This is a genomic window from Ectothiorhodospira lacustris, assembly GCF_022227845.1.
Taxonomy (GTDB): Bacteria; Pseudomonadota; Gammaproteobacteria; order Ectothiorhodospirales; family Ectothiorhodospiraceae; genus Ectothiorhodospira; species Ectothiorhodospira lacustris.
Map to the genome: position 1 here is coordinate 1 of NZ_JAJNQN010000004.1, position 23,117 is coordinate 23,117.

Sequence of the window (23,117 nt, forward strand, 5' to 3'; positions counted from 1 at the left end):
CTAGAGCATCTGAACGAACACTTATGCTCGCACCTGGATGGACGTTTGTCGCATTTCGCTTGTGAGCATCGGGTTCGCACGGACCAGGGTGGATGGAAGTGGATATTGTCCCGGGGGCTGGTGGTGCGCCGCGATCCGCATGGCAAGCCGCTGCGTATGGTGGGTACTATCACCGATATCAGCGAGCGCAAACGTATGGAGCAGGAGCTCCGAGAAATGGCCACGACCGATTACCTCACGGGCTTGGCCAATCGCCGCCATTTTCTGGAGCGCGTGACCGAGGAGCTGGCCCGCCTGAAGCGGGATGGGGGCCATCAGGCGGTGGTGCTGCTGCTGGATCTGGATTACTTCAAGGCGGTGAATGACACCTACGGCCATTCTGCCGGTGATGCCGTCATCAGGCATTTTGCCCGGTTGATGCGTGATTGCCTGCGCAGGATGGATGTACCCGGGCGTGTGGGTGGCGAGGAGTTTTCGGTACTACTGCCCGACACCGATATCGATGCGGCCCTGCATCTGGCGGAAAGGCTGAGAGCTCGGGTCGCCGAGGCTCCCGTGCAGGTCGATCACCAGCAGATCCCGGTGACGGTCAGCATCGGGCTGACCTTGCTGACTCAGGCGGACGCCTCACCGTATGCTGCCCTGCAGCGCGCCGATTTGGCCCTTTACCGGGCCAAGGATAGGGGGCGTAATCGGGTGGAGGTGCTGTCCGCGGGGGATTAGAGCAGGGCGGTAGGGTCAGAAATGCCGGCACCAAGGTGTGCTATGCAGTTCCTGAAGGCAGGTGAGCAGTCGCCGAAAGGTATCGCGGTGCCTGCCTGGCCACCGACTGGAGGCCCTGTTCGGAGGGCCGAAAAGGAGAGGGCGCAGGCTCTCTGCACCCGGCTCCGATCACAGCCGTCCCGGTGGTCGCCGAGGCTCTTTATTAACCGCGAAACATAGGAGCAGTCATGCACGGCCCGAGCCCAGAGACGAAGCACCCGATGGAGGGGTTCCCGCAGGTTTGCTTCATCCGCAATACGGTGCGCAATCCGAACATCATCATCGGCGAGTACACGTATTACGACGACCCGGAGGACGCCGAGGATTTCGAACGCAACGTGCTCTATCACTTCCCGTTTGTCGGCGACCGCCTGATCATCGGAAAATTCTGCGCGATCGCGCGCGGCGTGCGGTTCATCATGAACGGCGCGAATCACGCGCTGTCCGGCATTTCGACCTATCCGTTCTACATCTTCGGCAACGGGTGGGAAGGGGCGGAACCGGCAGCGGCCGACCTTGCGTATAAGGGCGACACGATTGTCGGAAACGATGTCTGGATCGGCTACGAGACGCTGATCATGCCCGGGGTACATATCGGCAACGGCGCGATCGTTTCGGCACGTTCCGTGGTGGTGCGTGACGTGCCGCCGTACACCATCGTCGGCGGCAACCCGGCGCAGCCGATTCGCCCGCGCTTTGCGCCTGATGTCATCGCTCGCCTTGAGGCCGTCGCCTGGTGGGACTGGCCGATCCAGAAGATCACCGCCCACCTGGACAGAATCACGGGCGCCGATGTCGACGCGCTGGAGGCGGTTGCTGCGAGCAATTGAGTGTCACCGCCAGGCCGGTTGGGCAGCCCGAGCGCGACCGATTCTCGTCACGCCTTGATGTTCGGTGATCGGCAGAGTAATTAACAGCTTCACTCAATCAGATGACTTGTTGAGACCTGGCGCCAGCAGGACGACAATAAACGCATGTTGCGGAACGACTCGCCCAAGCTCTACATCGATGCCGGGATCAGCCAGGTGAGGGCGGCACTGTACGTCCACGGGTCACCGGTACGTGAGTGGGATCTGGCGGCTACCGGGGAATTACCCGGGCAGGTGCGCGACAGCGGCCTGAGGGCCGCAAGCCAGGACAGCGCGGTGCGCATCACCGGCAAACTCGCCGAACCGGTACGCCGGCTGCTAGGGCGGGGTACCCTCATCCTGCCCGCCGCAGCCCTGTGGGCTGCCTTGCGTGAGCGCCAGCAGCGTGACTATCCCGGACAGCGGGTAGGCCTTCTGGAGATCTCCGCTTCCGGCTATCTGGCCCTTGCCCTGGATTGCCACGGTGGCGCCGGTGACACCGGCCTGGTCATCCACCCCCGCTGTGGCGCCGGTTCCGGCACCAACCTCACCCGTGTGTTGCAAAAGCTGGATGTCCCCCCCGAGGCCGTGGACACGCTGCTCGCGGAATACCTGGGCGAGACCGGCCGGGAGCGGCGGTCGGCCCTGCCGGTGCGGGCTGACCGCTGTGGCGTCTTCGGGGCCTCGGCCACCATCTCCGACAAGAACCAGGGTATCCCGGTGGCCCATGCCCTGGCGGTCACCCTGAAGTCCGAGATCAACAAGGCCTGCCGAAGGCTGCCCCTGCCTGTGGATCGGGTACTGTTGTGCGGTGGCCTGTTCCGATGGGCCTTCGCCCGGGATTGCGCCGTGGATGCCCTGACCGCCGTCGGTGTGCCCCACGTCACCCACATGGCCGACGCCAACCTGACGCTGGAGGGGTTGCGGGCGCTGGATGCAACGGCGCCGGATCCGACCACCGCGCCATCCCCACCTGCGGCCGCGGCGCCGGCGTTTGATCACCCGGCTTTCACCGCCCTGGAGTCTCAACTGGAGGAACGGGACCAGTTGCACCGCCTGCCCGCGCCTGCGTTGGACCCCGATGACTGGCGCCCTGGCCATCCGGTGAACATCGGCCTGGACGTGGGTTCCACCATGGCCAAGATGGTCATCGCCGATGCCGAGGACGGCCGTCTGCTGCACGCCGCCTCCCAGAGCAACGCCGGCGAGACCATCGCCACGCTCAAGGCCCTGTTCACTGCCCTGCAGGATGCCGGCCACCGTCACCTGAACGTGGGCCGCATCGGCATCACCGGCAGCGCCCGCTACCAGGTGCGCGAGGCCCTCACCCGGCTTTATCCGGCACTTGAGGGACGGGTGGCGGTGATGGTGGAGAACTACGCCCACGCCCGGGGCTCCCTGGCGGTGGCCCGCGAGCACGTGGGCGCGCTGGCCGAGGCCGGGCATGATGTGGACACCCGCTGGTGCATCCTGGTGGATATCGGCGGTGAGGACACGAAGATCTCCACCCTGTTGCTGGAGCGCGGTGACCTGTTCGACAACGCCATGAACATCAAGTGCTCCGCCGGCACCGGCAGCCTCATGGACACCCTGGCCAGTCTGTTTGGTCTGCCCTCGGCCCGCGAGGCCTACGAACAGGCCCAGGCGGCGCCCGGCGCCCATGACCTGGATGCCACCTGCTCGGTGTTTCTCATGGAGCACGCCCGCACTCTGCAGGCCCGTGGCGTGGGCAACGATGTGATTCTCGCCTCCGCCTGTTGGGCGGTGGTGGAGAACATGGCCCGTACGCTATGGAACCAGATCAGCCTGCCGCCCCGGACCGTGGTGCTGTTGCACGGTCAGCCGATGCTGGGTCGGCCGCTCCCCGCGGCGGTGGTCAGCCGCCTGCAGCGCCTGGTGGGGGCGCCAATCCATGGCCTGGTGCCCCCCTTGCCGGGTCACCGGGCCTGCCTGGGCCTGCTGCCGGGACCGGCAGAGACCCAGGACACCGTCAGCGTGCACCTGAACACCTTCATCCAGCGTGAGTACGACAAGCGCATCATCACCTGCAAGGGGGCTGTCTGCGGCGATCCCCAGGCCCGTTGCCACCGCACGGCCCTGAAGAGCATTGATCCCATGCAGGGCACGCTGCGCCTCACCTTGGGTGGCTGCAGTGCCATCAATGAGGCCACCGGCCGCAAGGGTGTGCGGGCATCGCCACGGGTGGCGGATCCCTACCAGGCGCTCTGGCGGCAAAGCGACCAGCACCTGCCGCGCAGCGAGGCACCGGATCGACTGGTCATTCCCAGGGCCTTTGCCGTTTCCGAATGGGCGGGGTTTTTCGCCGAGCTGTTCACCCAACTGGATCTCCCCGTGCATGTGGACAATCCGCAAACCGACGATGTCCTGGCCGGGCAGTCGCGATTTCGCGTGGATACCTGCGCCCCGCATCTGGGGGCCGTGGGCCAGTTGACCCGACTGGCGGGCGAACCCCATGGCTATATCCTGGCACCGCAGATCGAGTTCCTGCCGCTGACCGGGGCCGGACTGGGACGCAGTTGCACCGTCAATCAGGGAGGACTGGCCACTGCGCGGGCCATGGCACAGGAGACCCACCCAAAGGCGAGGATCCAGCTGTTTCACCTCAACCTGCGCCATCCCGATGCGGCCGCCCTGGCCGCCCAGCTGTGGCCGCAGTTGCGATCGGTGTTCGCCCATTACCACCGCAAGGTCGACCGGACCCGCCTGGAGTCGGCCATCGACCAGGCGCTGGCGGCCCAGCGGGCCTGGCGTCAGGCCCTGCAGGACACCCTGGCCGCCCAGTTGGAAGAGGCCATGGCGGATGGTCAGGAGATCGCGCTGGTGCTGGGCCGGGAATACATCCTCACCCCGGGGCTCTACGACAGCCACGCCGGCCGCCTGCTGCGTGACCGCGCTCTGGTGCCGGTGCCCGCCCATGTGCTGGACGTGACGGCGGATGACGACCTGGCCCATCTTTACTGGCGCAATCCCCAGGTCATGACCACTTTGGTGAGGGCGGTCAGCCGGCGCCGGCTGCATACCCGTCTGCGACATGAGCGCTTGCGGCGACTGTTCCAGCAGCTGGAGGCCCCGGACCGCCAGCCGTTGGCCCTGGTCTTCGTCTCCACCTTCCTGTGCGGCCCCGACAGCGTCACCCTGCCGCTGATGGCGGAGTTTGCCCGGCAACGGCCCTTCCTGCTGATCCAGTCGGATGCGGCCATCCAGGAACTGGCCCACCTGGAGAACCGGGTCAACACCCATGCCCAGCAGGTGCGGCAGTATCTCTCCCAGGGGGTGTGGCAGGCCCCGGAGGAGGGCTTCGAGGTCCAGACCCTGCAGCGGCTCACCGATCTCTCCGACGGCATCGATCCGGAGCGGGACGTGCTGGCCCTGCCCACTTTGGCGGACAACCGCTTCGTGACCTCGGTGCTGCAGAGCACCCCGCTGACCTGCCTGGACAACTACGACGACACCTACGACCTGGAGGCGGCCATCCGCCGCGGCCGCGCCGCGGCCGGCGAGTCGGTATGCGCCCCCCTGGCCGCGGTCTACGGCGACACCCTGTCCCTGGTGGAACGCTTTCGCCGCTTGCGGCAGGACCCGCAATCCCCGCTGTACGGCAAACGCCGCCTGCTGGTGTTCAACAACAAGGGGCTGGGCCCCTGCCGTCAGGGGCAGTACGTGGAGACCCACAAACTCCTGTTTCATCGTAATCCGGGTGACATCCGCGACGAGGCCGACGAGGGCGAGGCGGAGGATCTACTAAGGTTCCTGGTGGCCATGGAAGACCGGGGCTTTGACGTGGGCCTGGGCAAGGCGGTGTTGCTGCGTTGCATGCAGGGCGCGGTGCTGCAGGGCGTGTGTCATCAGTTGTTGTTCGAGGCAGCGGCCCGCTGCCCCGACACCGATGCCCTGGCGCGTCTGCGCCATGACCATCGTGCCCTGACGGAAGCCATCTTCCAGCGACAGCGCGAGTTCACGGCACCGGAACGTGCGTTGTCCTGGTGGCCGGCCTGGACCCGCCACCGGCGCGCGCTGCAGCGGCCCTTGCGGGATTTCGCCGGGCGCTGGCTGGATCGCCCACCGGTCGCGGCGTCGCCGTTGAAGATCCATGTGGAAGGGGAGACCTACATGCGTGTGGCCCAGGTGGAAGCCCTGTTCGACTGCCTGCTCAGGCTGCTCGGACCGGGCCGTTTTCGCCTGACCTACACCCCGGTGTGGTCCTATCTGGACTACAAGAACGCCAGCCGGCGCTGGCGCAGCCTGGAGACGGTTCGGGAAAGTCACGCCCGGCTGTCCCGCACCACGGATCCAGATACCCGGTTATCGCTGCGTCGCCTGCGCAACGCCCGCACGGGTCGCTATCTTGGCGCCCTGGCCGTGGAATGGGGCTTTCGCCAGTGGCTGGCCCGGCCCCTCTACCGGGCGGCGGGCTTGCCGCTGCCTGAGAGCATGGCCCAGGCGTTGACCCGCTCCCGGCGATTGATCCCCACCGGCCGACCGGGCGGGGAACTCTCCCCCTACGTGGGCGAGGCCCTGGGCAAACTGGAAGCCGGTTACGACATCGTCTTCAATGTCGCCCCCGAGGGCTGCATGGTATCGAGCATGGGGGATGCCATGAGCGGACGCCTCACTGAAGAAGCCGGCGGCCGGGGCCGCATCCAGCCCCTGTTCTCCGCCCAGGGCACCCTGGACGAAGACCTGGTCTCCCAGGCACTGCTCCAGGCCGTGGGCCCCGAGGGGCTCTATCGTCGCTGGGGCTGAGCAGCAGGAAGGTATCGATGATGTGAGTGTTACCCGGACGATGCCATGGCGCACCCGTATGATTCCGCAACAGAATGTTCAATTGATGCTTCGGCTGGGATGATTTTGCGCGGCTGACTGGATCGAGCACGCTATCGCAGTCCCGGCAATGATGGTCGCCGCCGCCAGCGGGATCAGTGCCCCGGTTGCGTCAATCGCCATCAAGGTCAGCGACCCGATCACGCACCAGAGGGTGGGAATGGTCAGGGCGAGCCAGAGAGCGGGGCCGCGCAGGATGATCAACAGCACGCCCAGAGTGGCGATGGCAGTGGGGTCGGGGTGCAGCCCGTAGGTCTCGGCATGGCTCAGGCCTGGGCCGATGGTTGCCGCGATCAGAGGATAGCCAAACAGGGAAACCACCGTGATGGTCGTTCCGATCCAGGCCGAGAGCCCTTTGGATGGTCCTTGCGTCCTGATTGATCCGGCGAAAAAAGCGAAGGTGAGCAACAAAACGGCCTGGGCGACAAAGCCCCAGCCAAACCACGGGGCGGCCCAGTTCAGTTCGGCGTAATAGGTCAGGTGGAAGAGGATTCCGCTCGTCAGCCAGGCGGGGGCGAGCAGGACCAGGGCCATGCGCTTATTGCCGCGAAGCGCGAGCAGCAGGGCGGCCAGGCCGATAGATACAGCAACAATGTGCAGTGGCCAGAAGGTCTCGTTGATGCGCTCCAGCAAACGCCAGTAGATATCCGCGGTGAACGGGATGAAGTCTTCGAGGCGGTAGGTCTGCCAGTCACTCATTGGGCGATTACAGCGACGCCACGTGGCGGATCATGCGTTCCCGCGTTGCCGGCGTTGGCATGGGGTCGTGGCCGGCGCGCATGTTCTCGATGACGTGCTCAACGCGGGTCGTTGCCGGGATGGCGCAGGTCAGCGCCGGATGGCTGACAATGAACTTGAGCAGGAAGTCGGCCCAGTTGCGGCAATCGAATTCTTCAGCGGCCCATTCAGGGACTTCGTGTCGACGCTGGATGTTCTTGATCAGGCTGCCACCGTCGTACGGGCGATTAGCGATCACGGCAATGCCTTTTTCCTGCGCCAGCGGCAGCAGGCGATCTTCGACCCGGCGATGGGTGATGTTGTAGGTCAGTTGCACGAAATCGATGTCGTGTTCTCGCATGATGCGCTCGATTTGGTCGTGGCGGCGACCGTGCGAGGTGGTGATGCCGACATGAGCGATTTCGCCATCGGCCTTCATCTGCTTGAGTACGTCCAGGTGCTCGCGCCAGTCGGTGAGGTTGTGGACCTGGACCAGATCGAAACGGTCGACCCCCCAACGGTCGGACAGATCGCTGATCTGCTCGCGTGTGCTGCCGCCGGCCGGGCTCCAGACCTTCTCCGCCGCGTAGAGCGAGTCCGGCTTGCCCAGTTTGTCGAGTGCATGGCCCATGACGTCGGGTGCGGAGCCGTACATCGGTGAAGAATCCACCAGGCCGCCACCGTGTTCGAAGAAGGCACGAACGACCTCGGCCCGTGCGTCGAGCAGTTGCGGATCCCTGCCGACATTGAACGTCCGCCAGGTACCCAGGCCGATGACCGGCAGATGCCCGCCACCGGGGATGGCCTTGCGGAGCAGGCCGCCGGAGTCGGCAAAAGACGGATGCGGTGTAAACCAGGCCGCGGCGATGCCGCCAACGAGGAGTTTCAGGGCAGTTCGGCGCGAGTGGAGATGACTCATGACGACCTCGTTCGGAAAAGCTCAGGTTTGACTGCCACCGTAGCAAGAATCAGTGTGAAGGCGGAGAGCACGAAAACCTTGTTGACGAACCAGTTGGTCTTCCAGCTACTCCAGTCCGGTTCGGCCAGAAAGAGGGCGAACAGGGTCAGGATGATGATGATCTCGATGACCGACATGCTAACGGCCAGCCAGCGCGTGTACCAGGGCTGCATCAACAGCGCCCAGCCCAGCCAGACATGCGCGACCGGCCACAAGTCCCAGAAGACGTAAGTGGCCCAGGGCTCGTCCGTGAACAGGGCGAAGGTGATCGGAAAGACGTACTTGATGAATGCCGACCAGGCGGCCAACACGAAAAGCAGGTGGGCGAGGAAGGTGATCCAGCCGGAATAGGGGGCTTGTAATCGGAATCGAGTCATGTCGGGTCTCGGATTGTGGGCAACCACGGTGGCTGACCGGCCGGCGCGTTCAGGTCCACGCCATCCAGGGCACGGGTGCCGCCAAAGTCCCTTATCAGCCCTTCCATTTCGATCGCATCGCTCATCCCTACCTCAGGGGAGCCGGATTCGAATCCGAGTGCTATCGTATGTGAAGACAGTCTGCTGGAGATACACCCTCATGCTTGGCTGCCACGGGCACGGACTTGTTCGGGCCTCTCCCGGACGTTGGAGTGGAGGATATTCGTGATGGGCCACCTGTTCAGGAAATCTTATCATCCGCCGGGCACGGCTCCGGGAACGTTGCCCGAACAGGGGGCGGGAAAAGGGGCCGCCCAGATCCATCTCGTCCGTTACAGCGGGCGGAAGGTCGTTGAACACGAGGACTGTGATCTCGCGCAATGCCTGGACACTGAAGGAGACGGCACTCTCTGGTGTCATCTGCAAGGGCAACCCTCTCCCGAGCAACTGGCCCGGCTTGGCGAGATGTTCTCGCTGCATCCCCTTGCGGTGGAAGACGTCGGAAATCACGGGCAGCGGCCGAAGGCCGACATTTTCGACGAGGGTGTGTTCGTGATCCTGAACCAGCCGCGCTGGGACGAGAGCAACCTGGCGCTGGACCAGGTCAGCGTGTTCTTGGGCCAGAGTTTCGTGATTACCGTGCATGCGGGGCCGGGCGATCCCTTTGCTCCTATCCGTCGCCGGATCCGAAACACGAACCGAAATTTCTCCGGATTGGGCGCCCCATACCTGGCCTACGCCGTGATCGACATGGTCGTGGACCAGGCCTTTCCGATTCTGGAGGAACTTGGGTCACAGATCACGGACCTTGAGGATCGCGTGATGGAAACACCGGAACGGTCGACCTACGAGCAGATTCACCTATTGCGGCGCGATCTGCTCGTGCTGCGTCGGCAGTTCTGGCCGGTGCGCGACATGCTCGGGAAATTGATGCGCGATGGCGAGGATCGGTTCAGCGAGGAAGTGATTCCTTACCTGCGTGATGTGCACGACCATACGATCCAAATTATGGACATCCTGGAGTCGTATCGCGAGATGAGCGCGAGCATGGTCGATGTCTTCATGTCATCGGTCAATCACCGGCTGAACGAAGTCATGAAGGTCCTGACGATCATCGCGACGATCTTCATTCCGCTGACGTTTCTGGTGGGTGTCTACGGGATGAACTTCGCACATCCCGAGAGCCCGTGGTCCATGCCCGAACTCCACAGTTATTACGGGTATCCGGTGATCTGGATCGTGATGCTGGCCATCGCGGGGACGATGCTGTATCTGTTCCGGCGCCGGGACTGGTTCTGATCTGTCCGACCGTCGGGCGGGTCGCCGGGGTAACTCCGTGAGGGTCCGGTTGCCGGGTGGTTCGCTGGCGGTTGGCCCGGCGCTCAGCGATCGTCACCACCGGTGAGCATGATGGGTAGACAGGCCAGCGCCACCGCAAGCATCACCCACAGATCAGGGCTGATGGGTGACTCTGATCCGCTTGCCAGCCTCCGGGGCCACCGGAAGCCAGGTACCGAACTGGGCGGAGTACGCCTGGCGGTTTTTGCGCATGGGGTAGGCGTCGGTTTCGGCCAGCAGATGACCGTCCTGGGCTAATACCTCGATATGAATGGTTCCGGGAATGGCGCCGCGGCGGTGGATATCATGGGCGATGGTCCCTCTGACCTGCAGACCTTCTTCGTATTGCATGACCCGGACGGGGCCGAACCTATAATCGGTTGAGTCGATGGTCTCGACTTCGAGCGTGCTTTGCGTGATCTGTTCGGGCAGCAGGCTGCATGCCGGCGCCAGCGCCGCGAGGCCGAGGGCCAGCAGGATGGGTAACAACAACCGGTATCTGTCTTGCACGTTGATCTACCTTTTCGGGGATGAATGGGTTGGATGAAAAACGGGACCTAGAGGCGCCCTTGGTCCATGACCGGTACGCGCCAGTGATGAATGCCGCTGTCGGAAAAGTCCTTGCCAAGATCGTCCAGTACCGATTGGCTGGCTTCAGGGGGCAGGTGGATGAGTAACAGGGTCTTCGCCGTGTAACCCGCCACCTGTTCCGCCACCGTCATGGAGTGTTCCGATGAGCCATGTCCGGCCGCGGGCACACTGGTAAAGCCAGGGACATCGGGGCGATCCAGCAGCCATTCCGTGACCAGATCGGCGGTCTGGGGGGGCATGACCAGATAGAGCAACTGATACGTCATCTTGGATATCCTCAGGAAGGCAAAGGTTCGGTCTTGGCAGGTGAAGAACCAAAGCGCCGATACAGGATGGGCAGCAGGATCAGGGTAAGCAGCGTGGCCGATGCCAGGCCGCCGATCACCACGATGGCCAGAGGGCGCTGGATCTCGGAGCCCGGGCCGGTGGCAAACAGCAGGGGCACCAGACCCAGTGCCGCGATGCTGGCCGTCATCAGGACGGGCCGCAGGCGTCGACGTGCACCTTCAACCACCACGACGTCCATGGGCTGTCCCTGGGCTCGCAGTTGGTTGAAATAGGTCACCATAACCACGCCATTGAGTACGGCGATCCCCAGCAGGGCGATGAAACCCACCGAAGCCGGTACCGACAGGTATTCCCCAGTGATGGCCAGGGCAAATATACCGCCGATCATGGCAAAGGGGACGTTGGACAACACCAGCAGGGCCTGGCGCACCGAGCGGAAGGTGGAAAACAGCACCAGGAAGATCAACCCCAGGGCCATGGGTACCACCAGGGCCAGTCGGGCGGATGCCCGTTGCTGATTCTCGAACTCACCTCCCCACTCCAGGCGGTAGCCGCTGGGCAGATCCACCTCCTGCGCCACGGTTTGCTGGGCTTCTTCGACAAAGCCCACCAGATCGCGTCCCTCGACGTTGGCAATGGCCACGGCATAGGCCTGACCTCTTTCCCGGGTCAGCGCTACGTGCCCTTCCGTGATTTCAAAACGAGCCAGTTGGGTCAGCGGCACGGACTGGCCGCTGGGCAAGGTCACCTGCATGGCTTCTAAACGGGCGGGTGACTGGCGCAGTGCCTCGGTTCCACCGATCACCAGCGGGATGCGGCGGCCTTCGTCAAATACATGGCCGATGGGCCATCCTTCCAGCTGTGTCCTGAGCAGTGTGGACAGCGTGTCGGCGTCGATGCCCAGCCGGCCGGCCTCCATCCGGTCAATGGTGATATTCATATACTGAGCCCCCTCGTTGCGGGTGGTATAGACGTCCCGGGCTCCTGGTAAGGTCTGCAGCGTGTCGACGATGGCCCCAGCGATGCGGTTGAGCTGTTGTGGATCGGGACCCAGAACCTTGACGGCCAGATCGCCCCGGACGCCTGTGAGCATTTCCGAGACACGCATCTCGATGGGTTGTGTAAAGGCGTAACCCACACCGGGAAACTGGTTCAGCACCTCACGGATGCCATCAATCAGGGCCTCGCGGTCTTCAAATCGCCATTCGGAGCGGGGGGCCAGGACCAGGAAACTGTCGGTCTGATTGAGCCCCATGGGGTCCAGTCCCAGCTCATCGGAGCCGGTCCGGGCGACGACGCCCCGTATCTCCGGGATCTGTTCCAGTAAGGCCGACTGGATTCGTTGGTCCAGGGCCAGGGATTCGTCCAGGGTGATGGAGGGCAGCTTTTCCAGCTGCACGATCAGATCGCCTTCATTCATGGTGGGCATGAAGGTCTTACCCACCAGGCCAAAAACGCCGGCCGCGGCCACCAGCAGCAACCCGGCAATGGCCACCACCACCTTTTCATGGCGCATGGCAAGCCCCAGCGTGGGCATGTAGAGGCGGCTGAGCTGACGGGACAACCAGGGTTCATGATGGGCGCCCGTACCCAGCAGGAACGAGGCCAACACAGGGATGACCGTCAGTGAGAGCAGTAACGAAGACGCCAGGGCAAAGATGATGGTCAGGGCAACGGGCTTGAAGAGCTTGCCCTCCAGGCCTTGCAGGGTGAGCAGGGGCAGGAAAACAATGATGATGATCAGGATGCCCGAGACCATGGGTACGGCCACTTCCCGGGTGGCCCGATAGATCAGGTTCAGCCTGGGAAGGCGCCCGCCAGCGCCATGGGACAGTCGCGTGACCACGTTTTCCACCACGACCACGGCGGCATCCACCAGCATGCCGATGGCAATCGCCAGGCCCCCCAGGGACATGAGATTGGCAGACAGGCCGAATTGGCGCATCAGCACGAAGGTACCCATGGCGGCCAAGGGCAGGATCAGGGCCACGGTGAGGGCCGCACGCAGGTTGCCCAAAAACAGGACCAGCAGAATCAGGACCAGTACCGTGGCTTCGATGAGCGCCTTGGTGACCGTATGCACGGCACGATTCACCAGCATGCTCCGGTCATAGAAGGGCTCGATGCGCACGCCTTCCGGTAGCACGGATTCGAGCGCCGCCAGCTCAGCCTTGACGCCTTCCACCACGGCCTGGGCATTGGCTCCACGTAGACCCAGGACCAGTCCTTGCACAGTCTCCCCCTCGCCGTTGCGGGTGACGGCACCATAGCGACTGAGCGCGGCCAGATGCACGTCTGCCACGTCACCCACCCGCAGGGGTTGCTGGGGATCCGGGACCACGACAATGGCGGCCAGGTCGTCCAGGGTCCTGATGGCCCCTTCGCTGCGGACCAGCAGGGTTTCCTCACCCGCATCCAGGCGCCCCGCGCCGTCATTGCGATTGTTGGCGCTGATGGCGGCCTGTAGCGTGTCCAGACCGATGCCATGCGCTGTCATGCGGGCCGGATCCGGCACCACCTCAAAGGTGGTGACGAATCCCCCCAGGGAATTGACCTCGGCCACGCCGGGAACGGACCGCAGTGCAGGGCGGATGGTCCAGTCCAGCAGCTCCCGTCGTTGCGCCAGCGTCAGGCCTTCGCCTTCGACGGTGAACATGAACATCTCCCCCAGCGGAGTGGTCATGGGGGCCATGCCGCCTTCGATGCCCTCAGGCAGGTTGTCCCAGGCCGTGTTCAGGCGTTCAGCCACTTGCTGGCGCGCCCAGTAGATGTCGGTACCCTCTGCAAAGTCCACGGTGATGTCGGTCAGCCCATACTTGGCAATGGAACGCATCATGGTCTGACGAGGAATGCCGAGCATCTCCACTTCAACAAGGCTGGTAATCCGGGTGGCGATCTCCTCGGGCGTCATACCCGGCGCCTTGATGATGATCTTCACCTGGGTGGTGGAGACATCGGGAAAGGCATCGATGGGGGTGTCCTGAAAGGCACGCCAGCCGGCGCCCATGAGGATCAGCACCACCAGGCACACGAGCAGGCGCTGGCTGAGGGAAAACTGTATCAAACGTGTCAGCATGTTAATTACTCACCCAGCCAGATGGCCTTCATTGCCGCAACACCGCGTATTGCCACCCGGTTGGAAGGCTCTAGTGGCGCGCGCACCACAACGGTCTGGTCTTCCTTTGCCACCACCTGTACTGGCTGGGGGAGGAATGCGTTGTCCGCATCCACAAGGATCCAGGTCTCGCCGCCATGGCGCACCAGTGCCGTGGCGGGGAGGCGCCAGTGCCCCGGTTGCAGCGGCTGGGCCAGTTGGATCTCCAGAAACTGCCCGGGCCGCAACCGCTCAGAGGCATCCGGGATTTGTGCCCGGAGCAAGATGCCCTGATCCTTGTCATGCACCATACTGCCGATGGCAATGACCTGGCCTTGCAGCCCCTGGGCCGGGAGCAGGACCGAGGTACCCACGGTGACTGTGTCCAGTTGCGTCAAGGGGACATGGATTTCCAGCCACAAGGGGTTCAGTTGGGCCAGGCGGTAGAGGGGCTCCGCCGTGTCCACGGACTGACCGGTTTCCACCAACTGCTTGATGATGGTGCCGGCGATGGGTGCGTGTACCGAAAGGGTGCCACTCAGTCGCCGGGTCCGTGCCAGTTGCCTTAAATCATCCTCACCCAGGCCGGCCAGGAAGAGCTGTTGCCTGAACTGATCCCGTTGATTGCTCAACTCCCGTTGCCGGGACTGGGTTTCCAGCAGCCGACGTTGGGGAATCAATCCTTCGCGAAACAGGGTCTGATCCCTTGTCAGTGCCTGCTGGGCCAGCTCCAGCCGGTTCAGTGCATCCAGGTACTGGCGCTGTGTATCCAGCAGCTCCGGGCTTCTCAGTTCGGCCAGCAGGGTGCCGCTGGACACGTGTTGGCCCTCTGCCACTGTCAGGTGTTCAATAACGCCGCTCTGGCGGGCGGTGATCACCCGCAGCTGCGCCGTGGGTATGGCCACCACCCCGGGATAGCGCCCGCTGAGGAAATGGTCGGCTGCCAAGGGGCTGGCCCACTCCACCCCCAGGGCTTGTGCCTGGGTCTTTGTCAACGGCAGTGAAGGAGGGGCCGCCGCGGCGATCTGGCCGCCGAGAAGGGCGGCCAGGAGCAAGGGAAATAGGGTGTATTTCATTCGGGTATGACTCCCAGAGCCTGATTGAGACGTGCCTGGGCACGACCCAGTTCGATACGACGCTGTTCAAGATCCAATGCGCTGCTGCGGGCCAGCGCCTGGGCTCGCAAGAGTTGCACCAGATCGGTTTCTCCCAGATCAAAGGCGCGTTGCGCCATGTGCAGGGCATCCCGGGCCAGGGCTTCACGGTGCGTTGCCAGGTTCAGGGCCTCTTCAGCGCCCTGATGGGCCAGACGGGCCGATAACAACGCCTGCTCGGCGGTCAGCCGCGCCTGCTGGAGTGCCACGTCCTGTTCGGTCTGGGTCCGCATTGCCGAGGCGATGGCAGGCGCGGACTGCCCTGCGAGTCCAAAGGGGAGGGTGAGTGAAATCTGCACGGCATCGTCGCTCTTTGCACCGCTGAACTCCCGGTTATTTCGGCCCCCGATACCCAATATCGGAGTCCCCGCCCGGGAACGCCGGGCCTGGACGGTTTCAGCCCGGGCAAGGGCCAGGGCTTGCTGCGCTTCCTGTACCCGGGGATGGCCCGGTGGGAGCTCGGTGACGGGGGCAGGGGGTTCGTATAACGGCTCGGGTAAGGCCATCTGGCCTGTCAGTTGTCGGTACCCTGCCAGTGCAATCCGATGCGCGGACTGAGCATCACTCACGTCGGCCTCTCGATCGGCCACCTCCTGACGGATGGTCAGCAGGTCAAACTGCGCAAGCTCTCCAACGGCGACAAGCCTGGCGACCTTGGTCTCCAGATCCCGGCTGGTCTGTAGTGAAAGATGCATCTGCTGCAGGGTGGCTTCGGTGAGAACCACTTCCCACACCTGTTCCCGAACCCGGCCGGCCATGGTCCAGCGCTGCCGCAGGTCCAGGACGTCCGCCTGATCTCCCAGGGCCTGAGCGACCCCTTGCCGTGCACCGCGCTGGCCCTGCCACCACAGGGGCAACTCAAGCATGGCCTCAATCTCCCGGAAGCCCTCATCATCCGTGATCTGGTCGGAGAGATAGTTCAGGGCCAGTGAGGGATCGGCGGCGAGAAAGCCGCTGCTCTGGCGATGCACGGCCTCTCCCTGCTGCCGCAGGCTGTTGCCCAAGGCCTGTTCGCCGCTACGTGCCAGGGCCTCCGATATCACCTGACCCAGCGTGTCGGCGCTTGCGGCCGTACTCGTCAGCACAAGGCACAGGGGGAGCAGCACGTTCAGAGCCACTCGTTTGAAGCAGGGATGCGTTTTCATGGCCACAGCGTAGGCTCGCAAGCTTAAATCAACCTTAAATGACAGCCGGCTGTTTCCTGGTGCCAGCGGACCACCTGGCCTTTCCAGCCGGGTGGGTGCGGTTGGAAGGATTTTTCAGCGCATGCCGGAATCATGTCGCAACAGGTGCCCGTCTTCCGCGTCCACGGTCATCCGGTGCAGGACGCCATCGACGCCGAGCGTCTTGACCCTGTAGACGTATCGCTCCTGTTCACGCTCCAGGCGGGATTCGAGGATCTGTCCGTAGGCGGTCTTTCCGGATGTCTTGAGTACATGGTCCATGGGCTGGATCCGGTGGTCTGCCTGGAACTGGAGCACTTCCTGGGGATCAATGGTTTCCGCCGCCGGGCCCACCGCGGGGATTAGAAGGGCCGCAAGCAGGGCAAGGGGAATGGTCTTCAAGGTTTTCATGGCGGGTACTCCCAGGGTTCAACGTCAACCGGTAAATGTGTCGATCAGGATTGTTCTTCGCAGGCTCGGCGGTAGATACGGGATGTTCTGAAAAAGCCCCTTGCCGTCACTCCCGCGAAGGCGGGAGTCCAGGGTTTTCAGTCTGTGACTGGATTACCGCTTTCGCAGGAATGACAGGGATGCCGCACGCAACGTCCGAATGGCTTATTCAGAGCGTCTCTTGCGGCCGGTGATCATGGCGCGCACCAGGTTCTCCTTCTGGGTCAGGCTGCCCAGCAGCACGCCGGTGAGATGGATCAGCACCAGGCCCAGGGTGAAGTTGGCAAGGAACTCGTGGATCTCCTCCACCGCCTCGGCCGTGCCGTGGCCGGCGCTTGCCATGAGTCCGGCCAGGGGACCCGCCGATTCCTCGGCTCCCAGGGTGGCGATGCCGCTGACAGTGAGGCCGATGAGACTGATGAACATCAGCACATAGATCCAGCCCGCCAGGGGGTTATGACCCCGGTGGTATTCGGGCTGCCCCCGCAGCAGCCCGCGGATGTGGGCCATGACCTCGCCTGGCGGCCGCACGAAATCCCGGAAGCGGGCATGGGTGCCGCCGATGAAGCCCCAGGGGATGCGGGCCAGGACCAGCACAAGGACCGCGTAGCCAGCCAGCGTGTGTATGTCCATGGCGTCGTCACCGACGGCATAGGCGATGATGAAGGCGCTGGCCAGGCCCCAGTGGAAGATGCGAACGAAGGGGTCCCAGACCGTGATCTGACGGGAGGTGTTCATGGTATTGCTGCCCTCATGTGAGTGGAGATGGGGGCAGTGTGACGCGGCAAGCTTAATCCACGCTTAATCCTTCTCCCGTTCCGGACCGGGAGCGGGCGGCTGCAGACAATATCCCTGGCCGCGGCGGGTCTGGATGAGATCCGGGCCCAGCTTCTCCCGCAGCCGGGAGATGTACACCTCCAGCACGTTGCTGTCCCGTTCGCTCTCGTATTCGTACAGATGCTCCGCCAGCCGGGTCTTGGACAGCACTTGTCCGGGATGACGCAGAAAGTAGCGCAGCAACTTGAATTCGGTGGCGGTGAGGGGTAACTCGTCGGGACCGTCCACCAGCACTTGACGCTGCTCGTCCAGGCGCCAGGAGCCCACTCGCAATGTGGTGTCCCTTACCGGTGCCGCACGGCGCAGCAGGGCCAGGATCCGGGCCAGCAGTTCTTCCACGTGAAAGGGCTTGCCCAGGTAGTCATCGGCCCCCTGCCGCAGTCCGTCCACCCGATCCCGCCAGCTGTTGCGGGCGGTGAGGATCAGCACCGGGGTGGTGACGCCGATCTCGCGCCAAGCGGCCAACACCGCCATGCCCGGCAGGTCGGGTAGTCCCAGATCCAGCACGATCAGGTCATAGGGCTCGGTCTCCCCCAGGTGCCGGCCGTCCACGCCGTTCAGGGCCAGATCCACCGCCAGCCCTTCCCGTTGCAGGCGCCGTTGCAGGCGCGCACCCAGTTCCGCATCATCTTCAACGATCAGGATTCTCATCAAACTGTTCCCATAGTGTGTTCGGGGTGGAGCTTGAGGATGACGGAAACGATAGGGGCAGGGTCACGGTGACTCTCAGCCCGCCCAGGCCGGGGGAGGGGCCGTAAGTGATCCGGCCCTCATACTGGTCCACCACGTCCTGCACGATGCCCAGACCCAGGCCATGTCCGTCCCCCCGTTCGTCCAGGGGGCGGCCCGGGCGCCCCGGCAGCGGCATGTCCTCCGAGGGGATGCCGGGGCCATCGTCCTCAATGACCGCCCGTAGGGTGTGTTCACGGGTCGGGCTCACCGTCACCCGTACCCGGGAGGTTGCCCAGCGACAGGCGTTGTCCAGCAGATTGCCGAACATCTCCAGCATGTCTTCCCCATCCAGCGGCCAGGTGCCGGCGGTCACTTGCAGTTGCATCGTCACCCGATGTCGGTGGAGACGGTCCAGGGCCTCCACCAGGTCAGTCAGTTCCTTGCGGGCGTCAAAGCCGGCCCCGGGATGTCCCCGTCCGGCCAGACTGGCGCGGCGCATCTCCCGTTCCACGGTCTGGTGCATGGCATGCAGCTGTCGCCGGAGGGTCCCGGCGGTGTCTTCATCGCCCCGGGTCGAGAGTTCGTCCGCCAGTTGGGAGAGCACGGCCAGGGGGGTCTTCAGGGCATGGCTAACGTTGCCCAGCGCCCGGCGGCTGCGGGTCAGGCGCAGGCCGTGGTGACGGATGAGCCGGTTGACGGCCTCCAGCATGGGGGTGATCTCCCGGGGGGCGGGCAGGTTCACCGGCACCGCCTCGCCGGTCTCCAGCCGGCGGCAGGCGTCCACCGCCGCGTCCAGGGGGCGCAATGCGCGCTGGATCACCAGAAATTGCAGCAGCAGGGCCAGCCCCAGGGCCGCCAGGGTCATGGCCATGAAGCGCCCTTCCAGTTCGTCCACGGCGGTCTGCATGGGCCCCAGTTCCTGGGCAACCGAGATCACCACGGCCTCGCCGTCGATGCGATAGCCGCGGCTGAGCATCAGCAAGGTCTGCCCCGCGGGTCCCTCCATGCGGGTGAGCCACTGCTCGCCTTCCGGTACCAGAGGCGATGTCAGGTCTTCGTCCCAGAGGGAGCGGGAGCGCACCACCGTGTGGGGGGACTGAATCCGGAAATAGTGCCCGGAGAGCGGGGTGCTGTAGATGATGCCCAGGGTGCGGTTGAAGGCGGCAGGCCCTTCCTCGCTGTCCAGCAGGTGTACGTACAGGGTATCGGCGTCATGTTCCAGCCGGTCCACCAGGTAGCCGTCCACCAGGACTCGGGACAAGGTCTTCAGACCCAGCCCCTGGGCCGCCAGCAGGGCCAGCAGGCAGAGGGCGGCCAGCAGGCTCAAGCGGAATTTGAGGGAGTTCATTGCCTTGTGCTCAAAAAAACGGTGTGCCCGTCCATGGACGGGCACACCGGAACCGGGACAGCCGCCGGGACTTCAAGCGCCGCGTCCGGATCCTCCTGCTCAGCGGTCGCGTTCACGCTTGATCAGACTGGCGTCGCTGGCGTTGAGATAGAGCTTGTGACGTACCCCGTCCGCGTCGAGGATCTTGAGTTCGTACACGTAACGGCCGTCTTCCCGTTCCAGTTCGGCCTCGATGAACTGCCCCGGCACGATCCCGGCGGCCTGCCTGAGCACCTCCTCCATGGGCATGATCTCCCCGGCGGCCCGCAGGCGCAGGATCTCGTTGTGTTCCATGCGGTCCCCGGCCGGACTCAGGCCGGGGGCGAGCAGTGCAAGGCACAGAAACGGTGTGGTCAATGATCGGATATGCATGGGCGTGCGCCTCTTGGTGTGGGTGTGGAGGGCAGTGTGCCACCGTAAGCTGAAACCAAGCTGAATTCGAGTTCACGATCTCGGTCATCAATACCCTTGACCCGTTTTCAACAATTGCCGAAGTCGCGATTTGGTGTCAGATTGAAGGCCCGCTGCCGCGCAGTCCTTCAACGAGGGTAAGACATGAACGCCAGCAAGATATTGGACCAGTTGATTCGGCAGGCCGGTGGTCAGTCAGGCGGCGCTCGGCAAGGTGCGGGGGGCGTGGATCTCAAGGGTGTGCTGGATGGCCTGTCTCGTCAGCTGGGCGGCGGAGGGGGATCTGCCCGGCAGGGCGGCGGTCCGAGCCTGGATATGAAAAGCGTGCTGGGCGGTGGTGCACTGGGACTGCTGTTGGGTTCCAAGCGTGGCCGCAAGCTCGGTGGCAAAGCGCTGAAGTACGGCGCGCTTGCCGGTGTGGGCGCATTGGCCTGGAAGGCGTGGCAGAACACGCAAGGGTCAAATCAGGTCTCTCCCATAGGCGGAGAACCTGTGGAACGCCTGTCCGGTCCGGCGCGCGAGCATCGAAGCCTTGAACTCTTGCAGGCGATGATCATGGCGGCCCGTGCCGACGGCCATATCGATGATCAGGAACGTGCGTTGATCACCGAACAGATCGATGCGTTAGGGGCGGATCAGGAACTTCACGCCTGGGTTGAGCGCCAGCTCTTAGTGCCGTTGGATGCCCGGGCGCTGGCGGCCCGGGTTGATTCACCCCAGGGGGCACGCGAGATGTATCTGGTCAGCGTGGCAATCGTGGATGAGCAAAATCCGATGGAGCGGGCCTGGCTCGATCAACTGGCTCAGGCTCTTGCATTGCCCAAGGATGTTGCCGATGAGCTGGAGCGGCTCGGGCGCGACCAAGTCACAGGGACATCCTACTGATGATCAGGCGGGTGAGCATGCGGCGGGTACCTTCCTCGCGCCCTTGTTCAAGGCCCTCCTGTCGCCAGTGTTTGGGCCACGTCTTGATCCGCTCAGCCAACATGGTGTGCCTCGTGCGGTTCCTGTAAATCGTTCAGTTCGGGCAACTCCACGTCGGGTGCCCGGTGGGGGAGGAGTACGCGCCGTATCCAGACCATGAAGGCCCGGCCGGTGCTTCGACGGCAGGCTGCATATCCGACGGCAACCTGTTTCTTCCAGCCGAGCTGGAACCTCCGGGTAGTGGCAGATCAGTCTTTGCGCTTTGGGCAATCCTTGCAGTGCTTGCGCTCTTTGTATTTCTTGCAACATTTGGTTTTTTTGTTTTTTTTTGACATCAGGGCGGCTGTCGCGAGGTTGGGTCGTGGTGGATGTCGGTAACCGGTTCAATGCAGATCAGACGAAGTTAGCCGATACGACCACTGACGTCGGCTTGCTCGACCCCGTTTCTTCATCGATGCAGATGCGATCCCGGCCCGCAGACTTCGCGGCGTACAGGGCGCGGTCGGCGCGCGACAACCATTCGCCTGGATCGGTGGCAGCGTTGAGCCCGGCTGCGCCGATGGACACGGTCACCATCCCGTCGGGTCCGCGCAGCCGTTCGTGAATCGCTTCTTGCAACTTCTCGAGGGCGGGTGCAATCCCTTCTGGTGGAGTGCCTGGCATGACCAGAACGAATTCTTCACCGCCATACCGGTAGAAGCTGTCGCAGGCTCGCACCGTATCTACTACGATCCTCGCGAGGTCAACCAGCACTTTGTCGCCCGCATCGTGGCCGTGGCGGTCGTTCACTTTCTTGAAGTGATCCAGGTCGATAAGTGCCAGGGCCGACGGCTCACCGCTGATCCTGGTGGCTTCTACGCGTGCGGTGATCTCGCGGCGAAGGGCGCGGCGGTTGCCGGCCCCGGTCAGCGGATCATGGTTGGCGATGACGTCGAGTTGGCGATGCTGGCGTGAGGTTTGCCAGGCAAAACCGAGGGAGAACACCGCGACCTGCACCGCGACAGCGATGTACGTGAACTGTTCAACACGGTGGGCGAACACCTCCTGCGTGCTGCCGACGGCACCGATAACCAACAATGAGAGCGCAACGCTCATACTCCTGCTGGCCATCAGGAAGATGCCGATCATCAGCGAGAACGACCACAAGTAGGACATTCCCATGACAAGGATCATGAACAGCGCACCGGTCGCAAGCACTATCGCAATCAGGTTGCCTGCCAGCACGGTGCGCCCGGTTTTCCAGGCATAGGCAAGGTTCCCCAGCATCGCCGCGACAAGCAGGCCATCAATCAACCCCACGATGACTTCGCCCTGAACCAGGCGGTAGATGGCGAACGGTGTTAAGGCCAGGGATGCAACGATGCTGAATATGCTCAGAATCAGCAAGTGGGTGTTGGACTTCAGTCGCTCGAGCGCACATGCACCGAGAGAGGTACCAGTTCCGATCCCTTTGGTATTTTCTTTGGTCACGGCGTCATTCTCGCGCGATTCGGTCGCCTGAGCAGGAGGATCCTCAGTGGTCGTCCTGATAGTCGACCAGGATCGTATCACCGTTATCGAACTTGAAGGTCAGCCGCCACTTGCAATTGACCGAAACAGACCAATGCTCCGACGGGCTGCCCCTCAGTAGGTGCAGAGACCAGCCCGGTAGATTCATGTCCGCCGGCCGGATTCAGCACGGCGAGTTGATGCGACCCCCAAAGGTTTTCCGAGGCGGTTCGTTTTGGATAGGGCCGGCATGGGGCAAGTACCGATAGTGGCGGCGATCCCGAACGCAGCCGTTGGGTGAAGACGTTGGTGTAGGCCCCTCCAAATCCTTGATCGTCCGTTGTAGCGGATGCGTCGGCGCTTTTCCCAACCATGGTGTTTTCGGGCCGTTGCACCACTTGGTGAGTCAACGGGCCAGAGATGTTCTGAACAGGTTATTCCCGCGCAAGTGGGAATCCAGTGCAGACTGAAAAGCCCTGGACTCCCGCTTTCGCGGGAGTGACGGAAAGGGAGGGCGGGAGTGAAGGGAAAGGAGGGAGTGATGGAAAGGAGGGAGTGATGGAAAGGAGGGAGTGATGGAAAGGAGGGAGTGATGGAAAGGGAGGGCGGGAGTGAAAGATAGCGGGGCGGAGTGACGGAAAGAGGATTTTTCAGAGCTTCCTCGGTGTGTTTCTACCGCTGGACGAGGTGAGTGGTGTGGGTGCTTTTTCTGGTGCTGAGGGTGCGAGAGGTCGTTTAAGTCCGTTCAGCCACATGCCTGAAACCGCCGATTCCGCT

General features: G+C 63.5%; 20 protein-coding genes. 5 read left to right on the forward strand and 15 right to left on the reverse strand.

The annotated features are described in order from the left end of the window. The 3 genes from LQ956_RS04385 to LQ956_RS04395 all read left to right on the forward strand — a co-directional run. On the forward strand, positions 1-723 hold a 723-nt coding region (locus tag LQ956_RS04385), incomplete at its 5' end, for a sensor domain-containing diguanylate cyclase (RefSeq protein WP_238629639.1). Positions 724-950: 227 nt separating this feature from the next. Continuing rightward, the gene (locus LQ956_RS04390; protein ID WP_238629638.1) at positions 951-1,592 is read left to right on the forward strand and encodes a Vat family streptogramin A O-acetyltransferase; all 642 of its coding nucleotides are present in this window, start codon (positions 951-953) and stop codon (positions 1,590-1,592) included. 144 nt (positions 1,593-1,736) lie between these two features. Continuing rightward, a complete protein-coding gene (locus tag LQ956_RS04395) occupies positions 1,737-6,374 on the forward strand; it encodes an acyl-CoA dehydratase activase-related protein (RefSeq protein WP_238629637.1) in 4,638 nt (1,545 codons plus the stop codon). A 78-nt stretch (positions 6,375-6,452) separates the two neighbouring features. On the opposite strand, the gene LQ956_RS04400 is transcribed toward LQ956_RS04395, so the two are convergent. The 3 genes from LQ956_RS04400 to LQ956_RS04410 are packed head-to-tail and all read right to left on the reverse strand — an operon-like array spanning position 6,453 to position 8,504. Beyond that, positions 6,453-7,151: a DUF6064 family protein gene (locus LQ956_RS04400; protein WP_238623111.1), complete on the reverse strand. Its 699-nt coding sequence runs from the start codon at positions 7,149-7,151 to the stop codon at positions 6,453-6,455. Between the two features lie 7 nt (positions 7,152-7,158). After that, complete coding sequence (locus tag LQ956_RS04405) at positions 7,159-8,088, reverse strand: aldo/keto reductase (RefSeq protein ID WP_238623112.1); 930 nt, start codon at positions 8,086-8,088, stop codon at positions 7,159-7,161. Further along, a complete protein-coding gene (locus tag LQ956_RS04410) occupies positions 8,085-8,504 on the reverse strand; it encodes a hypothetical protein (protein ID WP_238623113.1) in 420 nt (139 codons plus the stop codon). Before LQ956_RS04410 ends, LQ956_RS04405 begins: the two co-directional genes overlap by 4 nt. A 267-nt stretch (positions 8,505-8,771) precedes the next feature. Between LQ956_RS04410 and corA the strand changes: the two genes are divergently transcribed. Continuing rightward, a complete protein-coding gene (gene corA / locus LQ956_RS04415; protein WP_238629636.1) occupies positions 8,772-9,842 on the forward strand; it encodes a magnesium/cobalt transporter CorA in 1,071 nt (356 codons plus the stop codon). A 153-nt stretch (positions 9,843-9,995) separates the two neighbouring features. On the opposite strand, the gene LQ956_RS04420 is transcribed toward corA, so the two are convergent. The 10 genes from LQ956_RS04420 to LQ956_RS04465 form a co-directional block, all read right to left on the reverse strand. Beyond that, positions 9,996-10,391, reverse strand: coding sequence for a hypothetical protein (locus tag LQ956_RS04420; protein ID WP_238629635.1), 396 nt, complete (start codon positions 10,389-10,391; stop codon positions 9,996-9,998). Positions 10,392-10,438: 47 nt separating this feature from the next. Further along, the gene (locus LQ956_RS04425) at positions 10,439-10,738 is read right to left on the reverse strand and encodes a DUF3240 family protein (protein ID WP_238630363.1); all 300 of its coding nucleotides are present in this window, start codon (positions 10,736-10,738) and stop codon (positions 10,439-10,441) included. Between the two features lie 11 nt (positions 10,739-10,749). Next, on the reverse strand, positions 10,750-13,836 hold the full coding sequence (locus LQ956_RS04430; RefSeq protein ID WP_238629634.1) for an efflux RND transporter permease subunit: 3,087 nt from the start codon (positions 13,834-13,836) through the stop codon (positions 10,750-10,752). 5 nt (positions 13,837-13,841) lie between these two features. Next, positions 13,842-14,930: an efflux RND transporter periplasmic adaptor subunit gene (locus LQ956_RS04435; protein ID WP_238629633.1), complete on the reverse strand. Its 1,089-nt coding sequence runs from the start codon at positions 14,928-14,930 to the stop codon at positions 13,842-13,844. Next, complete coding sequence (locus LQ956_RS04440; RefSeq protein ID WP_238629632.1) at positions 14,927-16,153, reverse strand: TolC family protein; 1,227 nt, start codon at positions 16,151-16,153, stop codon at positions 14,927-14,929. Before LQ956_RS04440 ends, LQ956_RS04435 begins: the two co-directional genes overlap by 4 nt. 114 nt (positions 16,154-16,267) lie before the next feature. Then, on the reverse strand, positions 16,268-16,582 hold the full coding sequence (locus tag LQ956_RS04445) for a PepSY domain-containing protein (RefSeq protein ID WP_238629631.1): 315 nt from the start codon (positions 16,580-16,582) through the stop codon (positions 16,268-16,270). Between the two features lie 204 nt (positions 16,583-16,786). After that, the gene (locus LQ956_RS04450) at positions 16,787-17,359 is read right to left on the reverse strand and encodes a cytochrome b/b6 domain-containing protein (RefSeq protein ID WP_238623474.1); all 573 of its coding nucleotides are present in this window, start codon (positions 17,357-17,359) and stop codon (positions 16,787-16,789) included. A 63-nt stretch (positions 17,360-17,422) separates the two neighbouring features. Beyond that, positions 17,423-18,109, reverse strand: a complete 687-nt coding sequence (locus LQ956_RS04455; protein ID WP_238629630.1) for a response regulator transcription factor — start codon at positions 18,107-18,109, stop codon at positions 17,423-17,425. Beyond that, on the reverse strand, positions 18,090-19,478 hold the full coding sequence (locus LQ956_RS04460) for a sensor histidine kinase (protein WP_238629629.1): 1,389 nt from the start codon (positions 19,476-19,478) through the stop codon (positions 18,090-18,092). The genes LQ956_RS04455 and LQ956_RS04460 overlap by 20 nt, the downstream gene beginning before the upstream one ends. A 99-nt stretch (positions 19,479-19,577) precedes the next feature. After that, positions 19,578-19,889, reverse strand: a complete 312-nt coding sequence (locus tag LQ956_RS04465; RefSeq protein WP_238623471.1) for a PepSY domain-containing protein — start codon at positions 19,887-19,889, stop codon at positions 19,578-19,580. 183 nt (positions 19,890-20,072) lie between these two features. Between LQ956_RS04465 and LQ956_RS04470 the strand changes: the two genes are divergently transcribed. Continuing rightward, positions 20,073-20,813, forward strand: coding sequence for a tellurite resistance TerB family protein (locus LQ956_RS04470; RefSeq protein ID WP_238629628.1), 741 nt, complete (start codon positions 20,073-20,075; stop codon positions 20,811-20,813). 432 nt (positions 20,814-21,245) lie between these two features. Here LQ956_RS04470 and LQ956_RS04475 read toward each other — a convergent pair whose 3' ends face one another. Next, positions 21,246-22,322, reverse strand: a complete 1,077-nt coding sequence (locus LQ956_RS04475; protein ID WP_238629627.1) for a GGDEF domain-containing protein — start codon at positions 22,320-22,322, stop codon at positions 21,246-21,248. Between the two features lie 43 nt (positions 22,323-22,365). Further along, positions 22,366-22,509, reverse strand: a complete 144-nt coding sequence (locus tag LQ956_RS04480) for a type II toxin-antitoxin system RelE/ParE family toxin (RefSeq protein WP_238629626.1) — start codon at positions 22,507-22,509, stop codon at positions 22,366-22,368. Positions 22,510-23,117 lie beyond the last annotated feature (608 nt).

Bases quoted from the DNA above. Each gene is read 5' to 3' on its own strand.
- LQ956_RS04390 (WP_238629638.1), top strand. From the start codon at position 951: ATGCACGGCCCGAGCCCAGAGACGAAGCACCCGATGGAGGGGTTCCCG.
- LQ956_RS04395 (WP_238629637.1), top strand. From the start codon at position 1,737: ATGTTGCGGAACGACTCGCCCAAGCTCTACATCGATGCCGGGATCAGC.
- LQ956_RS04400 (WP_238623111.1), bottom strand. From the start codon at position 7,151: ATGAGTGACTGGCAGACCTACCGCCTCGAAGACTTCATCCCGTTCACC.
- LQ956_RS04405 (WP_238623112.1), bottom strand. From the start codon at position 8,088: ATGAGTCATCTCCACTCGCGCCGAACTGCCCTGAAACTCCTCGTTGGC.
- LQ956_RS04410 (WP_238623113.1), bottom strand. From the start codon at position 8,504: ATGACTCGATTCCGATTACAAGCCCCCTATTCCGGCTGGATCACCTTC.
- corA (WP_238629636.1), top strand. From the start codon at position 8,772: ATGGGCCACCTGTTCAGGAAATCTTATCATCCGCCGGGCACGGCTCCG.
- LQ956_RS04425 (WP_238630363.1), bottom strand. From the start codon at position 10,738: ATGACGTATCAGTTGCTCTATCTGGTCATGCCCCCCCAGACCGCCGAT.
- LQ956_RS04430 (WP_238629634.1), bottom strand. From the start codon at position 13,836: ATGCTGACACGTTTGATACAGTTTTCCCTCAGCCAGCGCCTGCTCGTG.
- LQ956_RS04435 (WP_238629633.1), bottom strand. From the start codon at position 14,930: ATGAAATACACCCTATTTCCCTTGCTCCTGGCCGCCCTTCTCGGCGGC.
- LQ956_RS04440 (WP_238629632.1), bottom strand. From the start codon at position 16,153: ATGAAAACGCATCCCTGCTTCAAACGAGTGGCTCTGAACGTGCTGCTC.
- LQ956_RS04445 (WP_238629631.1), bottom strand. From the start codon at position 16,582: ATGAAAACCTTGAAGACCATTCCCCTTGCCCTGCTTGCGGCCCTTCTA.
- LQ956_RS04450 (WP_238623474.1), bottom strand. From the start codon at position 17,359: ATGAACACCTCCCGTCAGATCACGGTCTGGGACCCCTTCGTTCGCATC.
- LQ956_RS04455 (WP_238629630.1), bottom strand. From the start codon at position 18,109: ATGAGAATCCTGATCGTTGAAGATGATGCGGAACTGGGTGCGCGCCTG.
- LQ956_RS04460 (WP_238629629.1), bottom strand. From the start codon at position 19,478: ATGAACTCCCTCAAATTCCGCTTGAGCCTGCTGGCCGCCCTCTGCCTG.
- LQ956_RS04465 (WP_238623471.1), bottom strand. From the start codon at position 19,889: ATGCATATCCGATCATTGACCACACCGTTTCTGTGCCTTGCACTGCTC.
- LQ956_RS04470 (WP_238629628.1), top strand. From the start codon at position 20,073: ATGAACGCCAGCAAGATATTGGACCAGTTGATTCGGCAGGCCGGTGGT.
- LQ956_RS04480 (WP_238629626.1), bottom strand. From the start codon at position 22,509: ATGAATCTACCGGGCTGGTCTCTGCACCTACTGAGGGGCAGCCCGTCG.